The organism is Pseudomonas sp. UBA1879 (assembly GCF_002338065.1).
Lineage (GTDB): Bacteria > Pseudomonadota > Gammaproteobacteria > Pseudomonadales > Pseudomonadaceae > Aquipseudomonas.
Genome location: NZ_DDHJ01000004.1, coordinates 625,871 through 639,867, shown reverse-complemented (window position 1 = coordinate 639,867; position 13,997 = coordinate 625,871). Strand labels below are relative to the sequence as shown.

16 protein-coding genes are annotated in these 13,997 nt (G+C 60.0%); 7 read left to right on the top strand and 9 right to left on the bottom strand.

All coding sequences use genetic code 11. From position 1 onward, the window contains the following. Positions 1 to 102 precede the first annotated feature (102 nt). Positions 103 to 390: a hypothetical protein gene (locus B3N48_RS06125; protein ID WP_296180743.1), complete on the bottom strand. Its 288-nt coding sequence runs from the start codon at positions 388 to 390 to the stop codon at positions 103 to 105. A gap of 112 nt (positions 391 to 502) precedes the next feature. Here B3N48_RS06125 and B3N48_RS06120 point away from each other — a divergent pair, with 112 nt between their 5' ends. The 4 genes from B3N48_RS06120 (at position 503) to B3N48_RS06105 (ending at position 3,026) form a co-directional block, all read left to right on the top strand. Continuing rightward, positions 503 to 1,189, top strand: coding sequence for a spermidine synthase (locus tag B3N48_RS06120; protein ID WP_296180740.1), 687 nt, complete (start codon positions 503 to 505; stop codon positions 1,187 to 1,189). Between the two features lie 59 nt (positions 1,190 to 1,248). After that, a complete protein-coding gene (locus B3N48_RS06115; protein ID WP_296180738.1) occupies positions 1,249 to 1,620 on the top strand; it encodes a YajD family HNH nuclease in 372 nt (123 codons plus the stop codon). A gap of 461 nt (positions 1,621 to 2,081) precedes the next feature. Then, positions 2,082 to 2,570 carry an RNA methyltransferase gene (locus tag B3N48_RS06110; protein WP_296180736.1) on the top strand — a complete coding sequence of 163 codons (489 nt, stop codon included), beginning with the start codon at positions 2,082 to 2,084 and terminating at the stop codon, positions 2,568 to 2,570. An 84-nt stretch (positions 2,571 to 2,654) separates the two neighbouring features. Beyond that, positions 2,655 to 3,026 carry a YgaP family membrane protein gene (locus B3N48_RS06105; protein WP_296180733.1) on the top strand — a complete coding sequence of 124 codons (372 nt, stop codon included), beginning with the start codon at positions 2,655 to 2,657 and terminating at the stop codon, positions 3,024 to 3,026. Positions 3,027 to 3,230: 204 nt separating this feature from the next. On the opposite strand, the gene B3N48_RS06100 is transcribed toward B3N48_RS06105, so the two are convergent. Both B3N48_RS06100 and B3N48_RS06095 read right to left on the bottom strand, forming a co-directional pair. Continuing rightward, entirely contained in the window at positions 3,231 to 4,475 is a 1,245-nt protein-coding gene (locus B3N48_RS06100) for a hypothetical protein (protein WP_296180729.1), read from the bottom strand. Positions 4,476 to 4,530: 55 nt separating this feature from the next. Next, complete coding sequence (locus tag B3N48_RS06095) at positions 4,531 to 4,980, bottom strand: YcgN family cysteine cluster protein (protein WP_296181627.1); 450 nt, start codon at positions 4,978 to 4,980, stop codon at positions 4,531 to 4,533. A 293-nt stretch (positions 4,981 to 5,273) separates the two neighbouring features. Here B3N48_RS06095 and B3N48_RS06090 point away from each other — a divergent pair, with 293 nt between their 5' ends. Further along, a complete protein-coding gene (locus tag B3N48_RS06090) occupies positions 5,274 to 5,867 on the top strand; it encodes a nitroreductase family protein (protein ID WP_296180726.1) in 594 nt (197 codons plus the stop codon). Between the two features lie 203 nt (positions 5,868 to 6,070). On the opposite strand, the gene B3N48_RS06085 is transcribed toward B3N48_RS06090, so the two are convergent. The 5 genes from B3N48_RS06085 to B3N48_RS06065 all read right to left on the bottom strand — a co-directional run bounded on the left by B3N48_RS06085 (position 6,071) and on the right by B3N48_RS06065 (position 11,001). Further along, positions 6,071 to 7,003 carry a D-2-hydroxyacid dehydrogenase gene (locus tag B3N48_RS06085; protein WP_296180723.1) on the bottom strand — a complete coding sequence of 311 codons (933 nt, stop codon included), beginning with the start codon at positions 7,001 to 7,003 and terminating at the stop codon, positions 6,071 to 6,073. A gap of 132 nt (positions 7,004 to 7,135) precedes the next feature. After that, entirely contained in the window at positions 7,136 to 7,429 is a 294-nt protein-coding gene (locus B3N48_RS06080; protein WP_296180719.1) for a YcgL domain-containing protein, read from the bottom strand. Continuing rightward, positions 7,426 to 8,559 carry a ribonuclease D gene (gene rnd, locus B3N48_RS06075; protein ID WP_296180715.1) on the bottom strand — a complete coding sequence of 378 codons (1,134 nt, stop codon included), beginning with the start codon at positions 8,557 to 8,559 and terminating at the stop codon, positions 7,426 to 7,428. The genes B3N48_RS06080 and rnd overlap by 4 nt, the downstream gene beginning before the upstream one ends. 137 nt (positions 8,560 to 8,696) lie before the next feature. After that, on the bottom strand, positions 8,697 to 9,359 hold the full coding sequence (locus tag B3N48_RS06070; protein WP_296180713.1) for a class I SAM-dependent methyltransferase: 663 nt from the start codon (positions 9,357 to 9,359) through the stop codon (positions 8,697 to 8,699). Beyond that, positions 9,352 to 11,001, bottom strand: a complete 1,650-nt coding sequence (locus B3N48_RS06065) for a phosphoethanolamine transferase (protein ID WP_296180710.1) — start codon at positions 10,999 to 11,001, stop codon at positions 9,352 to 9,354. Before B3N48_RS06065 ends, B3N48_RS06070 begins: the two co-directional genes overlap by 8 nt. A gap of 250 nt (positions 11,002 to 11,251) precedes the next feature. Here B3N48_RS06065 and B3N48_RS06060 point away from each other — a divergent pair, with 250 nt between their 5' ends. Together B3N48_RS06060 and B3N48_RS06055 are read left to right on the top strand one after the other, a co-directional pair. Further along, positions 11,252 to 11,596 (top strand): toxin, encoded by a 345-nt coding sequence (locus B3N48_RS06060; protein ID WP_296180708.1) that lies wholly within the window; start codon positions 11,252 to 11,254, stop codon positions 11,594 to 11,596. Continuing rightward, entirely contained in the window at positions 11,593 to 11,910 is a 318-nt protein-coding gene (locus tag B3N48_RS06055; protein WP_296180705.1) for a helix-turn-helix domain-containing protein, read from the top strand. Before B3N48_RS06060 ends, B3N48_RS06055 begins: the two co-directional genes overlap by 4 nt. A gap of 111 nt (positions 11,911 to 12,021) precedes the next feature. Here the strand turns inward: B3N48_RS06055 and B3N48_RS06050 are convergent, their stop codons facing one another. Then, positions 12,022 to 13,710 carry an NAD-dependent malic enzyme gene (locus tag B3N48_RS06050; RefSeq protein ID WP_296180702.1) on the bottom strand — a complete coding sequence of 563 codons (1,689 nt, stop codon included), beginning with the start codon at positions 13,708 to 13,710 and terminating at the stop codon, positions 12,022 to 12,024. Positions 13,711 to 13,997 lie beyond the last annotated feature (287 nt).

Below are 13,997 nucleotides of genomic sequence, written 5' to 3'. Positions count from 1 at the left end.
ATGACCTATGCATGACCCCTGTGGGAGCCGGCTCTCTGGCGAATGCGGTTTGCCAGCAATCATAGAATCTCCCACCGTTTCAAAATGACGGGCGACCCTGGATCAAGGATTCGGCTTGGCAGGCGGCGGCAAGCCTGGCAACGGCTCGTCGTCTTTTGGCGGACCTGGCTGCGGGATTTTCGGCAGTAACGGCGGATTGCCCTGCCCGCCCGCGCGAGGAACGCTGGGTGGCGAGACTTGTGGATAGGGGGTTGGCGTGGCCGTGCCGGGCGACCCCGAGGTCGCGGCAATGGGTTCGGGGGCCGTCAGGACAGGTTGCAGGCTTTCGGCAAATACCTGCGATGTGCCGAGCGCCGCCACGGCAATCGCCGCTAGAATGGACCGTTTCATCGTTGGCCTCCTCTGCCAATCTTCTGTCGGGACGCTCAGACTACGCCTGCCCGGCGCTTCGTGCGCTGACAAATTGCGCGCCCCACCCTCCCACGCTTCTACCGAGTCCGCCATGAAACGTTTCGTTCTGCTCGACACCACTCCGATCCCCGACAATCGCGGCGCCTTGTGCCTGTTCGAATACGGCGAAGACTTCGTGATCAAGATTCAGGGCGGCGACGGCGGCCAGCTGATGAACACCCGCATGCACGGCTCCGAAGACGCGCTGGCAGAGATCCCCTGCAAAAAAGTCGCCTCGCGGGCTCAGCCTCGGGTACTGATCGGCGGCCTTGGCATGGGTTTCACCCTCGCCTCGGCCCTCAAGCATCTGGGCAAAAACGGCGAGGTGGTGGTGGCCGAGCTGGTACCCGGTGTGGTCGAGTGGAATCGCGGCCCGCTGGGTGAGAAATCGGGCAATCCGTTGCGGGATCCGCGCGCCAAGGTCGTCGTCCAGGACGTCGCCCTGGTGCTGAAAAGCGAACCCCAAGGTTTCGACGCCATCATGCTCGACGTCGACAACGGACCCGAAGGCCTGACGCAAAAAGCCAACAGCTGGCTGTATTCGGCGGGTGGGCTGGCCGCCTGTGCCAACGCCTTGCGCCCCAAGGGCGTGCTCGCCGTGTGGTCCGCCAGCGCCGACGCCGCCTTCAGCGACAAACTGCGCAAGGCCGGATTCAAGGCCGAAGAGGTCAAGGTCTACGCCCACGGCAACAAGGGCACGAGGCATACGATCTGGATTGCCGAAAAACTCAAAGGCTGAGGGGCACGCAACGCGCTAGAATCGCTTCATTGCCCTCAGCACATGAAACAGGTGACACCATGAGTTCGGGAACCCCGACCAACACGTCCAAGCTTGACCGCATCCTCGCCGACGCTCAGCGCGACCGCGAGATGGGGTATCGCGACAAGGCCCTGCGCATGTACCCGCACGTCTGCGGTCGCTGCGCCCGTGAGTTTTCCGGCAAGCGCCTGAGCGAGCTGACCGTGCACCACCGCGATCACAATCACGACAACAACCCGCAAGACGGCTCCAACTGGGAGCTGCTCTGCCTGTACTGCCACGACAACGAACACTCGCGTTACACCGACCAACAGTATTTTTCCGACAGCTCCAACAGCAGCCCGAAAACCGCCAAGGCGACGCACAATCCGTTTGCGGCGCTGGCTGGCCTGATGAAGAAGGACGACTGACCCGCGGTCCCTGTGGGACGTTCTATGTGGGTGACAACCCGCATTCGTGCCAGCGTGTGTAAAAACGTCACGAGCGATGATGAGGCAAGGCAAAAACAGGCGAAAAACGGCCGGGGTCGCGACCGACTCTAGGTGTTCTAAATGAGCATTTCGTCTGTTTTTAACGCAGCATCATGTGCGTAACGCCGAAGGCGCTCAGCCCGCAGTCGTTTTTACACAGTCTGGTGCGACCGCCGCCCGCACCAAGGTGGGTCCCACAAGGTTGTGCATAGGTCATAACAGCTGCGACCGACGTCGAACTTCTGGAGCCGGCTTGCTGGCGAAGGCATCGTGTCAGCGACCGCCAACAGGGGCGGGTACACCGTATTCGCCAGCAAGCCGGTTCCCACAACAGCATAAACATCCGCACAGCTGCACCGTCCCGTATAATCTCGCGCTTTCCCTTTAGAGCACCCTCCCCCGTGGCCAACAAACGCTATGCCTGCATCGGCTTGTTCAACCCCAAATCCCCGGAAAACGTCGGGTCGGTGATGCGTGCGGCGGGCTGTTATGGCGTGGCGTCGGTGTTTTACACCGGCACACGCTACGAGCGAGCGCGGGATTTCGTGACCGACACCAAGAAGATCCATCAGGACATCCCGCTGATCGGTATCGACGACCTGAAGAAAATCATTCCCCTTGGCTGTGTGCCGGTGGCCGTCGAATTGGTGGAAGGCGCCCGCTCCTTGCCCGAATACACTCACCCGGACCGCGCGATCTATATCTTCGGCCCCGAGGACGGCTCCCTCGACAAAGAGATTCGCGACTGGTGCGAAGACGTGGTGTACATCCCCACCACCGGCTGCATGAACCTGGCTGCCACGGTCAACGTGGTGCTTTACGACCGCATGGCCAAGGGCAACAACACCCGTTCCGGTCCTCAATTCGGTCGCGACACCGACCGAACCTGATCAATGCCTGGGGCTAAATGCATTGAACAGTTTGGCAGAGGGGGGGTCAGCTTTAAGGTCCCTACTTATCCTGGAGAACGCATCATGAGCGATACCCCGATCCTTAACCGCGTCGAACGCACGCTTGACGACCAGCCTCAGCAGAACGTCCAGGGTTGGGAGCGCATCGGCTCGCTGGCCGGTGGCGTGTTGATGATGGGCAAGGGCCTGCGTCGTGGCGGCATCTTCGGTCTGGTGCAACTGGCTATCGGTGGCGCGGTACTGGCCCGTGGCATTACCGGCCATTGCGGCGCGAAGGCGCTGCTGGAAAAAAGCCGCAGTGAGATGGACGTGGCCCGCGCGCGCATTCATGAGGCTGGCGCCGAGCTGAGCAAGCTGAAAACCAAGGCTGAAGTGGCGGCGGAAGAGGCGATTGTGGACACAGTCGACGCTGTGAAAGGGCCGAAGGGCGTGTGATTCACACAAACTTTCATTGAGCTGCGATTCCCTGTGGAAGTGAGCTCGCTCGCGATAACGGTCTGTTGCACCCCGGATTTTTTCTGATCCGGCCTCGTCGCGAGCATGCTCACTCCTACCCTTCGAGCTGGGTCTGGCAGGTCGATTGTTGTGGCCTTGAGGTCGCCATAACCCGCAGGTAAGCCGCCACGGGAAGAACCATCGTTAATGCAGCAAATTACTCGTCAACACCTTCGACGGCTCCCCCATCACCCCCGCGCTGAGCTGCAGAAAATCCTCGGTGCTCACCGCGCCCATCCGCATCAAACCCTGCGCCACGTCGTCGAGGGATTTCTGGTCATCGCTTTTTTGCCGGATTTCCTGATCCAACGCCCCCATCAGCAACGCCGCACCGGCCGTCATGGCCGAGTCAACGTGCTCGCCGCGTAACGTCGTCGCCTTGCGTCCGACCCGGGTCATGATCGATTGCCAGTCCTGATACCGATCCTCGCTCATGCCCCCGGCGCGTCGCAGCAATTGGACCGCGTAATACTCAGCGATGCCTGCGCGAATCCATTCGCTGCGGTCCCGGGTGTGAATGCGCGCGAAGACCTGCACCAATTCGCGCAGCAGCGGGCTGGCGCCACTCTCGCTGATCACCGGTCGGCTGGCGTTCAGGTAGATCGAGTCGTGACCGGCGCTGGCGTTGCGTGCCATGCCGTCCGCCGCGCCGACCACCAGCAGCTTGCCTGGCGTGCGCGGGAAGACGGCCTGCAGCTTCGGCCAGACGAAGGTCAGCAGGGTCAAGGTCTCCATCCGCCGCATGCCCTGCCCCTTCGGTACGCTGACGGTGACGTCGGTATCGCCCAAGTGCGCGCGACGATTGACCAGAGACCCCGCCAGCATCCAGCCCGAGGGCCGGTCGAACAGACGTGACACGTTGTCGATGCGAAAGCGGTTCTTGCCGATCCGCGGCCATGAGCTTTCAACGTTGTTCCAGCCAGGCGGCAGATCGAGGGTCAAACGCGCGTGCAAGCGCACGCCGTCTTGCTGATCGAGATGCGCGCGGGGCACTAGGTCTTCGCCGCGGAACAACGCCCAATCGGGGGTCATGCGGCTGGCGTAGCGCGGTTTTTCCAGGGAGGTGTCGGGCGCAGGGCGATTGATCTTCACCCGCCAGGTCAGCGTGGCTTTGCCCGACGCTGGTTTCCAGACACCCCGCCCATCCGGCCCCACGGCCCATTGGCCATCGGCGGTGAAGTCGCTGAAATAGCCTTTCTCGCCCAGATTCAAGTCCAGGCTGCGGACGACACTCCCCTGCTCCAGCGTCAAACGCACCTGCGCCTGATCGCGTTGCGGCAGCAAGCTGACGTGATAATCCAGATCAACGTGCTTCGCGGCGCTGGCCGGAACAGACAGCACCAGGCCAACGGCAAGCGTGACAGCACACAGCGGCAGTTGATAACGCACGAGTAGACCACTCCTGTTGCGACAGGCTTTTGGATCGGGGTTAGCTCACTACCGCTCAGCCGGCGCGAAAGATCAGGTAATCCTCCCAGTCGTCTTCAGCGACGTTCTTCTCACTGAGCATCCGGCCGGATTGGGAAATACGCTGCTTGTGCACCTGCTCCCGATCCCCACACACCAAATGGTGCCAGGGCGGAAGGTCCTTGCCTTCGCTGACCAACCGGTAACCGCACGTCGGCGGCAACCACTTGAATTCATCGGCTTGACCCGGCGTGAGTTGAATGCAATCCGGCACCAGCGCGCGACGATTCGGATAATCGGTGCACTGGCAGGTCTTCAGGTCGAGCAGTTGGCAGGCGATGCGCGTGTAGTAGACGCTGCCGTCGTCCTCGTCTTCGAGCTTTTGCAAGCAGCACAGGCCGCAGCCGTCGCACAGGGACTCCCATTCGACCGGGTCGAGTTGGTCAAGGGTTTTGCGCATCCAGAACGGTTCAGGTTTTGCGGCCATGGGTTCGCGGCATCGGTATCGGGTCATGAAAAGGCCGCCAGTCTAGTGGCACAGGGGACGTGGGCCAAGCGCTGGCGACTGTCGGTAAGCCCGGGCTTGTCACCGCCCGGCAGGCGCAGTAGCTTTAGGCCCTCGCGAATACGGGTGCCATGCCCTCGCGACCGCCGCATCAGACTCATCCTGTTTCGACGATGCCTGCCGTCCACGGCCCATCCGATTGATCCCACTCGGTGATCACATTCGCCACGCTTGCTGGCGGGCGGTCACTTCACTTTCTCAGGACCGGAAATCCCATGAGCGACAATTCCCGCATTGCCGACTACGCCATTCACCCACAATTCCCCGAGCGCTGGTCGCCTCGCGCTTTCACCGGCGAGAGCATCCCGCAAGACACTCTGCTGAGCTTTTTCGAGGCCGCACGCTGGGCGCCGTCGGCGTATAACTCGCAGCCGTGGCGTTTTCTCTACGCGCGCCGCGACACGCCGAACTGGGCGCGTTTTCTGAGTCTGCTGGTGGAGTTCAACCAGGGCTGGGCGCAGCATGCCTCGGCGTTGGTCATCGTGCTGTCCAAGACCACCTTCACCGCACCGGGCGCCAGCGAAGAAACACCTGCGCTGTGGCACACCTTCGACACCGGCTCGGCCTGGGGCTATCTGGCGCTGCAGGCGAGCCTGAGCGGCTGGCATACCCACGGCATGGCCGGGTTCGATCAGGCGCGGACGCGCAAGGAATTGAAGATTCCGGACGATTACGCCATTCATGCAGCCGTCGCCATCGGTAAGCTCGGCGACAAATCCGCCTTGCCGGAATACCTGCAAGCCCGCGAAACCCCAAGCCCACGCCGCCCGGTGGCGGAATTGGCGGCGGAAGGGGATTTCAGTTTGTAAGGCTGTTGTCATCGTCATGGGACCGGACACCTCCGGTCTCAACGCAGACACGTAGCCTGTAGGAGTGAGCTTGCTCGCGATAGTGATAGATCAGGCGCTAATGGTCGCCAGATATCCCGCTATCGCGAGCAAGCTCACTCCTACACTCAGGTCCGCGTCAGGCCGCGAACATTGCGGCGCCCCTGTCAGATCGGGATCCTGCCTCAATACCCCTTCACGAAATCCACCCATCCGCGCAGCGGTTCGCCCGTGTTGAACGCCTTCAGGTTGTCGACGAACAACTGGATCATGGCCGGAGGCGATGTCGGCGCTGAGCTGTGGCCGGTCAACAGCAGGCCCCATGCGGTCCAGAACGGGTGGCGCTGCGGCAGCGGCTCCTGCCGGCACACGTCGATCACCGCGCCTGCCAAGTGGCCTTCTTTCAGCGCATTGACCAGATCGGCATCGACCACCGCCACGCCGCGCCCCACGTTGATGAACAACGACGAGGGCTTGAATTGCGCAAAGAGCTTGGCGTCGTAAACATCGTGGGTCTGCGGCGTATTGGGCAGCAGGTTGATGACGAAATCGGCCTCAGCCACCAGACGCGGCAGGTCCTCCATCGAACCGACTTCCACAAACGGTGCCTGCGTCCTGGCACTCGATGCGACGCCAGACACCTGCACACCAAACGGCTGAAGGAAGTGCGCCACGCTGACACCAATGTCGCCCGTGCCAACGATCAGCGCCTTGCGCCCGCTAAGGCTGTGGCCCATGCGGTCGTCCCATTTGCGCTCGACCTGGCTCACCAGCCGCGCCAGCACTTCACGTTCGTGCACCAGCATGTAAGTCAGCACGAATTCAGCCATCACCTGACCGAAAATGCCCACGGCTCGGGTCAATCGGTAGTCGCGGTTGAGGCCAGGGGCGAGCAAAGGGGTGATGCCAGCCCAGGTCGATTGCAGCCATTGAGGCCTGTGCCCCTGGCGCAGCAGGTTGGCCAGCACATCGGGCTGGCCGAGCCAGATCGGCGTGTCGGCAGCCATTTTCGACAGTTCGGCGGAATCACCACTGCTCAGCACTTCAAGGTCGGGCGCAGCGTGGCGAAGGAGTTCGGTGTAAACAGCGTAATCGTGTTCGGCGATCAGAACGCGCATGGATTCAAAACTCAACAAAACAGGACATGCGACCGCAAGACGTCTGGCCACGACGCTCGATTAAAAAAAGCGGGCCAGGCACTTTCAGCGGTCCGGTAAACCCCTGCGATGGATTGCAGGGTCGAAAATCGGTCAGACCGGGTCGTTGCGGCGCAGCAACTCTTCAGGCAAATGCTCGATGTACTCGTCTTCAGCCGGTGGCATTTGCAGGTGATAGCCCTGCTTTTCCAGGTTGGCCAGCACGGCATGAATGTCTTCACGGGCCAAAACGCGCTCCGGCGAGAGGACCAGATCGAACGCGTGCTGCGGTTTGCCGAAGGCGCCCAGCAGTTCGACCGGCACGCGCTCGAGCGCATCGCTCTTGAGCACATAGAGGTACATTTCGTTACGGCGGGGGCTGCGGTAGATGGAGCAAATACGTTTCAAGGCTGTTCTCCGGCGTTGGCCAGGCTGTCGAGCAGCTTCTGGCCCATCAATTCGCGGCGCCAGCCACGCAGCGAATCGGGCAGTTTATAGGGACCGTCAGGGAAACCGGTCTTGAGCAAGGCTTCGAGCGTTTTCTTGCGCAGCATCAGCTCGGGCGCCATGTCGAGGCGCTCGGCCTGCTGCTGGCCAATGGCGCGCAGGCTTTTGAGGACGTTCGAGGCTTCGATCGGCAGCGGCTCGGGCAAAGCAGGCGGCCACAGATCAGGGGAGACACTGCCGGCTTTCTTGATCAGGTCGAGCAGGAATTCGCCGTCCTGACGCACGGTCTTGGGGTGCATGTCTTCAATTTTTGCCAGCGCCACGAGGTTGTCGGGCTGGCTCTTGGCCAACGGCCACAATGAATGTTCACGCAGCACCCGGTTGCGCGGCTGATTGCGCAACCGGGCCTGCTGCTCGCGCCAGGCGCAGAGTTCACGCAACACATTCAGCTGGGCGCGGGACAGCTTCCACGCCAGCTTGGCATCGCGGTAGACCTCGTAAGGATCAGTTTCGCGGCGCAGGTTGGCGACCAGTTCGGCGCCGTCTTCCAGCACCCAGGCGTATTTTTCGTCGGACAGGCGCGGGCGCAGCAGGCTGTAGACCTCGGCCAGGTGCACGGCGTCTTCGGCGGCGTAGCTGATCTGAGTGTCCGACAGCGGGCGTTGCAGCCAGTCCGAGCGGGTCTCGCCTTTGGGCAGTTCGATGTTCAGGACTTCCTGCACCAACCGCGAGTAGCCCATCGAGAACCCCAGGTTCAGATAGGCCGCGGCCAGTTGGGTATCGAACAGCGGTGCGGGCAGGCTGCCGGTCAGGCGCAGCAGGACTTCGAGGTCTTCGCTGCAGGCGTGAACGACTTTGATGACGTCAGGGTTTTCCAACAGAGCGGCCAGCGGTTTCCACTCGTTGATCAGCAACGGGTCGATCAGGTAGGCGCGCGAGCCATCGCCGATCTGCAACAGGGCGGCGATGGGGTAGAAGGTATCGACCCGCATGAATTCGGTGTCGAGGGCCACGAATGGCAGCGTCTGCCACTGTGCGCAGTGTCGGGCGAGGCTGTCGTCGTCGCGAATCCAGTGAATATCGATGGCCACACGGCTCTCCCTTGAAGAATGGCGCGCAGTATATATCGCTCTGAGCGTTTACCGGGCATCCGTCCTGCAAGTCTCGAACAACTTCATCTTCCGTGTTTGGCGCCGCAGGCCTGGAGCGCAACCGTCCATCGGATCGCTCAACCGTGCTTGCGCAACACGTAAACGCGCCACATGGCATAGCCGGGCAGAAAGTCATGGTGGCCAACGATGCGGAACCCTGCTTCGGCGAATTCAGACTCGATGTCGGCACGGCACACCACGAAACGGTTACGCACTGACGCAGCACCCTCCGCTGCCTGTCTCTGGCCTTCCTGGCGTCTGCGCCGCCACGCCTTGAGGTTGCCGTCGACCCACAGCGCGACGATGGCCGTGTCGCGGGTCACGCGGTAAAACTCTTCGAGAATCGCCTGACGTTGTTCCCGGTCCGCCACGTGATGAAACAGGCGCATGCAAAAGATGCAGTCCACGGCGTTTTCCGACAGCCCGATGGGCAACGCCGAGCTCTGGAACGTGCGAATGCGCTTGCGCACCTCGGCGCTGGACTGCGCTTCAGCGATTTCAAGCATGTCAGTCGAGGGATCGGCTGCCAGGATCACGCGATTGGAATGTTCGGCCAACACCGGCCAGAAACGCCCGGACCCCGCCGGAACGTCGAGCACCAGCCCCGGCTCGCCCGCATCGCGCAGCGCCTGACGCGCCAATTGCGCGTCGCGCCATAAGCTCAGGCGTCTGGCCAGGCCCTGTTCATGGTGCTGCACGTAACGTTGTGCCTGGTGCTTCTCGGTCGTGGGGTCACTCATTGGCCAGTACCCCGTCCGTATAAATCCCCCGGCAACCGGCGAACATGTCCAGCGCCGGGTTATAAACGCGGGTCTTGACCTTCAACAGCCCCAACATCGAATGGAACAGATTGTCCTGGCTCAACGGTGCATCGCGCTCCTTCTGCAAACAATGGGTGTCCACCGCGAACGACTGCTGATAATTGTCAGAGAACCATGCCACCAGTGGGACATGTTTCTGCTGATCCGGCGCCAACATATAAGGCGTGCCGTGGAGGAACAAATTGTATTCGCCCAGTGACTCGCCGTGATCGGACATATACAACATGGCCGTGTCCACTTTATTCTGGTTGCTGCGCAAGAGATCGATGAGCGTCGCCAACACATGATCGGTGTACAACAACGTATTGTCGTAACCGTTGACGATACTTTCCCGAGAACAGTTGTTCAGGGCGTTGCTTTCACACACCGGCGTGAACTTCTCAAACGCTTTCGGATAACGCTTGAAGTATTCAGGACCGTGACTGCCCATCTGGTGCAAGACCAATACCGTGTCTTTATCCAGCGTGTCGATGAAGTGCTGCAGGCCTTGCAAAAGGATTTCGTCACGGCACTCATGGTTGGCGCACAGCACCGGGTCTTGCAGGTTGCTGACATCCTGCAAGGTCACGCGGTCGCAGGTGCCCTTGCAGCCCGACTGGTTATCACGCCAGATCACGTCGAGCCCTGCGCGCTTGAGCACGTCGAGCACGCCCTCTTCGTTCCTCGCCGTACTGGCGTCGTAATCCTTGCGCCCCATGTTGGAAAACATGCACGGCACTGACACGGCGGTTTCCGTGCCGCAGGAATGCACGTCGGTGAAGGTCAGCAGTCCGCGCTCTTTCTTCAATTCAGGCGTGGTATCGCGGTTGTAGCCGAGGATGCCGAAGTTCTCGGCCCTCGCGCTCTCGCCGACCACCAGCACGGTCAGCGACTTGCGTGTGTGTTGCTGCCAGTCGCTGGCCAGTTGCGCGTCCTGGCCGATGCTGACGAAAGGCTTCTGCGCCGATTTGATCTGTTCGCTCAGATACCCCACCGACGCCCCGATGTAATTGCTCGGCACCACCATCAGACGCAATTCATGATGATTGCGAAACAGCGACGACAGGCCTTGATAGTTCAATAAGGCTACGCCACCCATGACACAGGCACACACCGCACTGACCACGACTTTACTGAGCACTTCGCGCGGCCAGCGACGGTAATTGACCGGAACTTTCCAGAGAATGACCGAGGGCACCACCCCCAAGAACAATAGATGAACTAACAGGTTTAACGACAACAACCCCTGCACTTCAGTGACATTGGTTTCAGCGAAGTTACGAAACATGCCGGCATCAATCATCACCCCGTATTCGCCCATGTAATACGCCACACCCGCACTGATCATGAATAAGGCGATCAATACCGGTTTCAATACGTTTCTGAACGCAAACAACGTCAGCACCATATTAAAGGCGCAGAACACCATCAACGCGAAGGCGCCCCGCAAGAGCAACCCCTTACCGTTCAAACCGGTAATAGCGAACAGATGCTGCCAGAGCGTCAGGTTAAAACCGACCAACAAGAACACACTGGCGAGCACGGTCACGAGCTCGGGACGAACTGCTTTAACGTTCAGCATGGGGGGTCTGCGTGCCTAAAGGAGAAAGTGCCGACCAGAAACGAAAAAACGCTTCTTCGACGTCGCAAACTTTAGGCAGCTGGCCATCAATTTTTTGTGAAAAGGATGAGAACAAAAGGTGGGGTTTGACGGCTTTTGGCGCTGAAAAATCTGCGCAACAAATCGTGGCAAAAATCCGAATGAGAGAGCGGTGGACGATAGGTAGGGTAGCGGCCCCACCCACCACCATAATCAATTTGCGTACACTTCTATGGATGCTGTATTTTTTGAAACGTCGGTTTTCAACCGCCTCCGTCCCGACTATTTCGACGAAGAAGCTTATCGCGCGCTTCAGTTAGCGTTGATGGCAAACCCTACGATGGGCGACCTGATGCCGAGAACCGGAGGATTCCGGAAGCTGCGGTGGCCCGATTTGCGACGGAGCAAAGGCAAACGAGGTGGGCTGAGAGTGATCTATTACTGGCTGCTCAGTGACGGCCAATTCTGGATGTTTTCGATCTATGACAAAAACGAGCTTGAGAACCTGACTTCCGATCAAGAACGGCAATTAAAGGAAGCCATCCATTCGGAACTGAAGAAACGGGGCATGCAATGAGCAAGAAGCGAGATCTATTCGCAGAAATGATGCAAGGGGTCGAGGAAATGGCCGAGCATCGTCAAGGAAAAATCACCCTGCGTAGCGATACGTTCCCGGAAAACCCAGCGCCGGACATTTCGGCTCAGGAAATCATCGCGCTGCGGGAGCGGTTGCATATGTCCCAGAACGTATTCGCCAGACGCATTCGCACCAGCCCCAGCACACTGCGTAACTGGGAGCAGGAAAAGTCAAAGCCCAACGCTCAGGCAGCGCTACTCATCAGGCTGGTCGATAAATTCCCGGACATGGTTGATCGTCTCAGCGCGGTCTAAAAAAACGCCCCACATTGTTGTGGGGCGGTTGCAGATACGCGGCAGACGATGTGTAGAATCCGCCTGAGCAGCGCTTACCGTTATGTGAGAATCCGAGAGCTCATACCTCGCTTACACCGCACTACGACGATAGCTGCGGTAGTTCGGCATCCAGAAATGACGCTCGATGGCGTCAATCAGCATCTCTTCGGTGGTTTCCAGCGCGACGTTTTCAGCTTGCGCCTGTTTGGCAACAGCCAGGGCGATTTTCTTGCTGACGGTCTGGATTTCCTTGAGCGGCGGCAGGACTGCATCGCCTTTGCCGGTGACCATCGGCGAGCATTCGGCCAGTGCATTCGACGCAGCCATGAGCATTTTGTCGGTGATGCGTGTGGCTTTTGCTGCAATGACGCCCAGGCCGATGCCCGGGAAGATGTAGGAGTTGTTGCACTGAGCGATATGGAACGTGCGATCGCCTACGGTGACGGGGGCAAACGGGCTGCCGGTCGCGACCAGTGCGTCGCCGTTGGTCCAGGTCAGGACTTCCTGTGGCGTGACTTCCACTTTGGAGGTCGGGTTGGACAGTGGCATCACCAGCGGCTTGGCGCAGTGCTTGTGCATTTCGCGGATGATCTGTTCGGTGAACAGGCCACGCTGCCCCGACACGCCGATCAGCACGGTCGGTTTGCCGTTGGTGACCACGTCCAGCAAGCCTGGGTAGCCTTCGGCAGACGACCAGCCCGCCACGTCACCGGCGTTCTGCGCCAGGTTTTTCTGGAAGTCCAACAGGTTGTCCATGCTGTCGGTGAGCAGGCCGAAACGGTCGACCATCATCACGCGTTTGCGCGCTTCGGCTTCGCTCAGTCCTTCGATGACCATCGCCGCGATGATGTGCTCGGCAATCCCGCAACCGGCAGAACCGGCGCCCAGGAACACCACGCGCTGCTGGCCGAGAGTTTCGTTTTTGGCCTTGCACGCCGCGAGCAGCGTGCCGACGGCAACCGAGGCGGTGCCTTGGATGTCGTCGTTGAAGCAGCACAGTTCGTCGCGGTACTTCTCCAGCAACGGCATGGCATTGGTCTGGGCGAAGTCTTCGAACTGCAGCAGCACGTCTGGCCAGCGGCGTTGAACGGCCTCGATGAACAGCGCGATGAAGTCTTCGTATTCCTTGCCAGTCACACGTTTATTGCGCCAGCCCATGTACATCGGGTCGTCCAGCAATTCCTGATTGTTGGTGCCCACGTCCAGCACGATCGGCAAGGTGTAAGCCGGGCTGATGCCGCCGCACGCGGTGTAGAGCGACAGTTTGCCGATGGGGATGCCCATACCGCCGATGCCCTGGTCGCCCAGGCCCAGGATGCGTTCGCTGTCGGTGACCACGATGATCTTGATGCGATCTTTGGTCGCGCTGCGCAGGATGTCGTCGATGCGGTCACGATCCGGGTAGGAAATGAACAGGCCGCGATGGGTGCGGTAGATCTTGGAGAATTCCTGACACGCCTGGCCCACGGTCGGGGTGTAAATGATCGGCAGCATCTCTTCCAGATGCGAATCCAGCAGGCGGAAAAACAGGGTCTCGTTGTTGTCCTGGATCGACCGCAGGTAGATGTGCTTGTCCAGATCGCTCGCGCACTGCTGGTATTGGCTGTATACGCGGGTCAGCTGTTCTTCGATGGTTTCGACGTTCTGCGGCAAGAGGCCGATCAGGTTGAAATCCACACGCTCTTGGGGCGTGAATGCACTGCCCTTGTTGAGGAGTGGCATCTCCAGCAACGACGGGCCAGCGTAGGAGATATACAAAGGTCGCGAGGTCTTGGTCATCAGTAATCGCCTTTTCTCTATTTGCTCTATCAATACCGGCTCGAAAGGACGCCCCGGAGGTCGTTTCGCACGACACTCGACGCAGGATCCTTCCGAGAAAAATGGGGGGAGACGAAAAATCAGGGGGCCTATCTTACTCGCCTCGAAGCGATTGCGACATTTTGTCGCCTGAACGATGAACGAATGATGGCTGAACCTGCCGTTGGCCATCGTGAAAAAGTTGTCAGATTTCACTGCCCTGTGATTCTTGGCGTCTCGCCACTCCCCTTGACCACGCTGAAAGAGCG

Excerpts from the sequence above, each read along its gene's own strand:
- B3N48_RS06060 (WP_296180708.1), top strand. The coding sequence starts at position 11,252 with ATGGATGCTGTATTTTTTGAAACGTCGGTTTTCAACCGCCTCCGTCCC.
- B3N48_RS06125 (WP_296180743.1), bottom strand. The coding sequence starts at position 390 with ATGAAACGGTCCATTCTAGCGGCGATTGCCGTGGCGGCGCTCGGCACA.
- B3N48_RS06115 (WP_296180738.1), top strand. The coding sequence starts at position 1,249 with ATGAGTTCGGGAACCCCGACCAACACGTCCAAGCTTGACCGCATCCTC.
- B3N48_RS06050 (WP_296180702.1), bottom strand. The coding sequence starts at position 13,710 with ATGACCAAGACCTCGCGACCTTTGTATATCTCCTACGCTGGCCCGTCG.
- B3N48_RS06105 (WP_296180733.1), top strand. The coding sequence starts at position 2,655 with ATGAGCGATACCCCGATCCTTAACCGCGTCGAACGCACGCTTGACGAC.
- B3N48_RS06090 (WP_296180726.1), top strand. The coding sequence starts at position 5,274 with ATGAGCGACAATTCCCGCATTGCCGACTACGCCATTCACCCACAATTC.
- B3N48_RS06095 (WP_296181627.1), bottom strand. The coding sequence starts at position 4,980 with ATGGCCGCAAAACCTGAACCGTTCTGGATGCGCAAAACCCTTGACCAA.
- B3N48_RS06085 (WP_296180723.1), bottom strand. The coding sequence starts at position 7,003 with ATGCGCGTTCTGATCGCCGAACACGATTACGCTGTTTACACCGAACTC.
- B3N48_RS06120 (WP_296180740.1), top strand. The coding sequence starts at position 503 with ATGAAACGTTTCGTTCTGCTCGACACCACTCCGATCCCCGACAATCGC.
- B3N48_RS06065 (WP_296180710.1), bottom strand. The coding sequence starts at position 11,001 with ATGCTGAACGTTAAAGCAGTTCGTCCCGAGCTCGTGACCGTGCTCGCC.
- B3N48_RS06055 (WP_296180705.1), top strand. The coding sequence starts at position 11,593 with ATGAGCAAGAAGCGAGATCTATTCGCAGAAATGATGCAAGGGGTCGAG.
- B3N48_RS06070 (WP_296180713.1), bottom strand. The coding sequence starts at position 9,359 with ATGAGTGACCCCACGACCGAGAAGCACCAGGCACAACGTTACGTGCAG.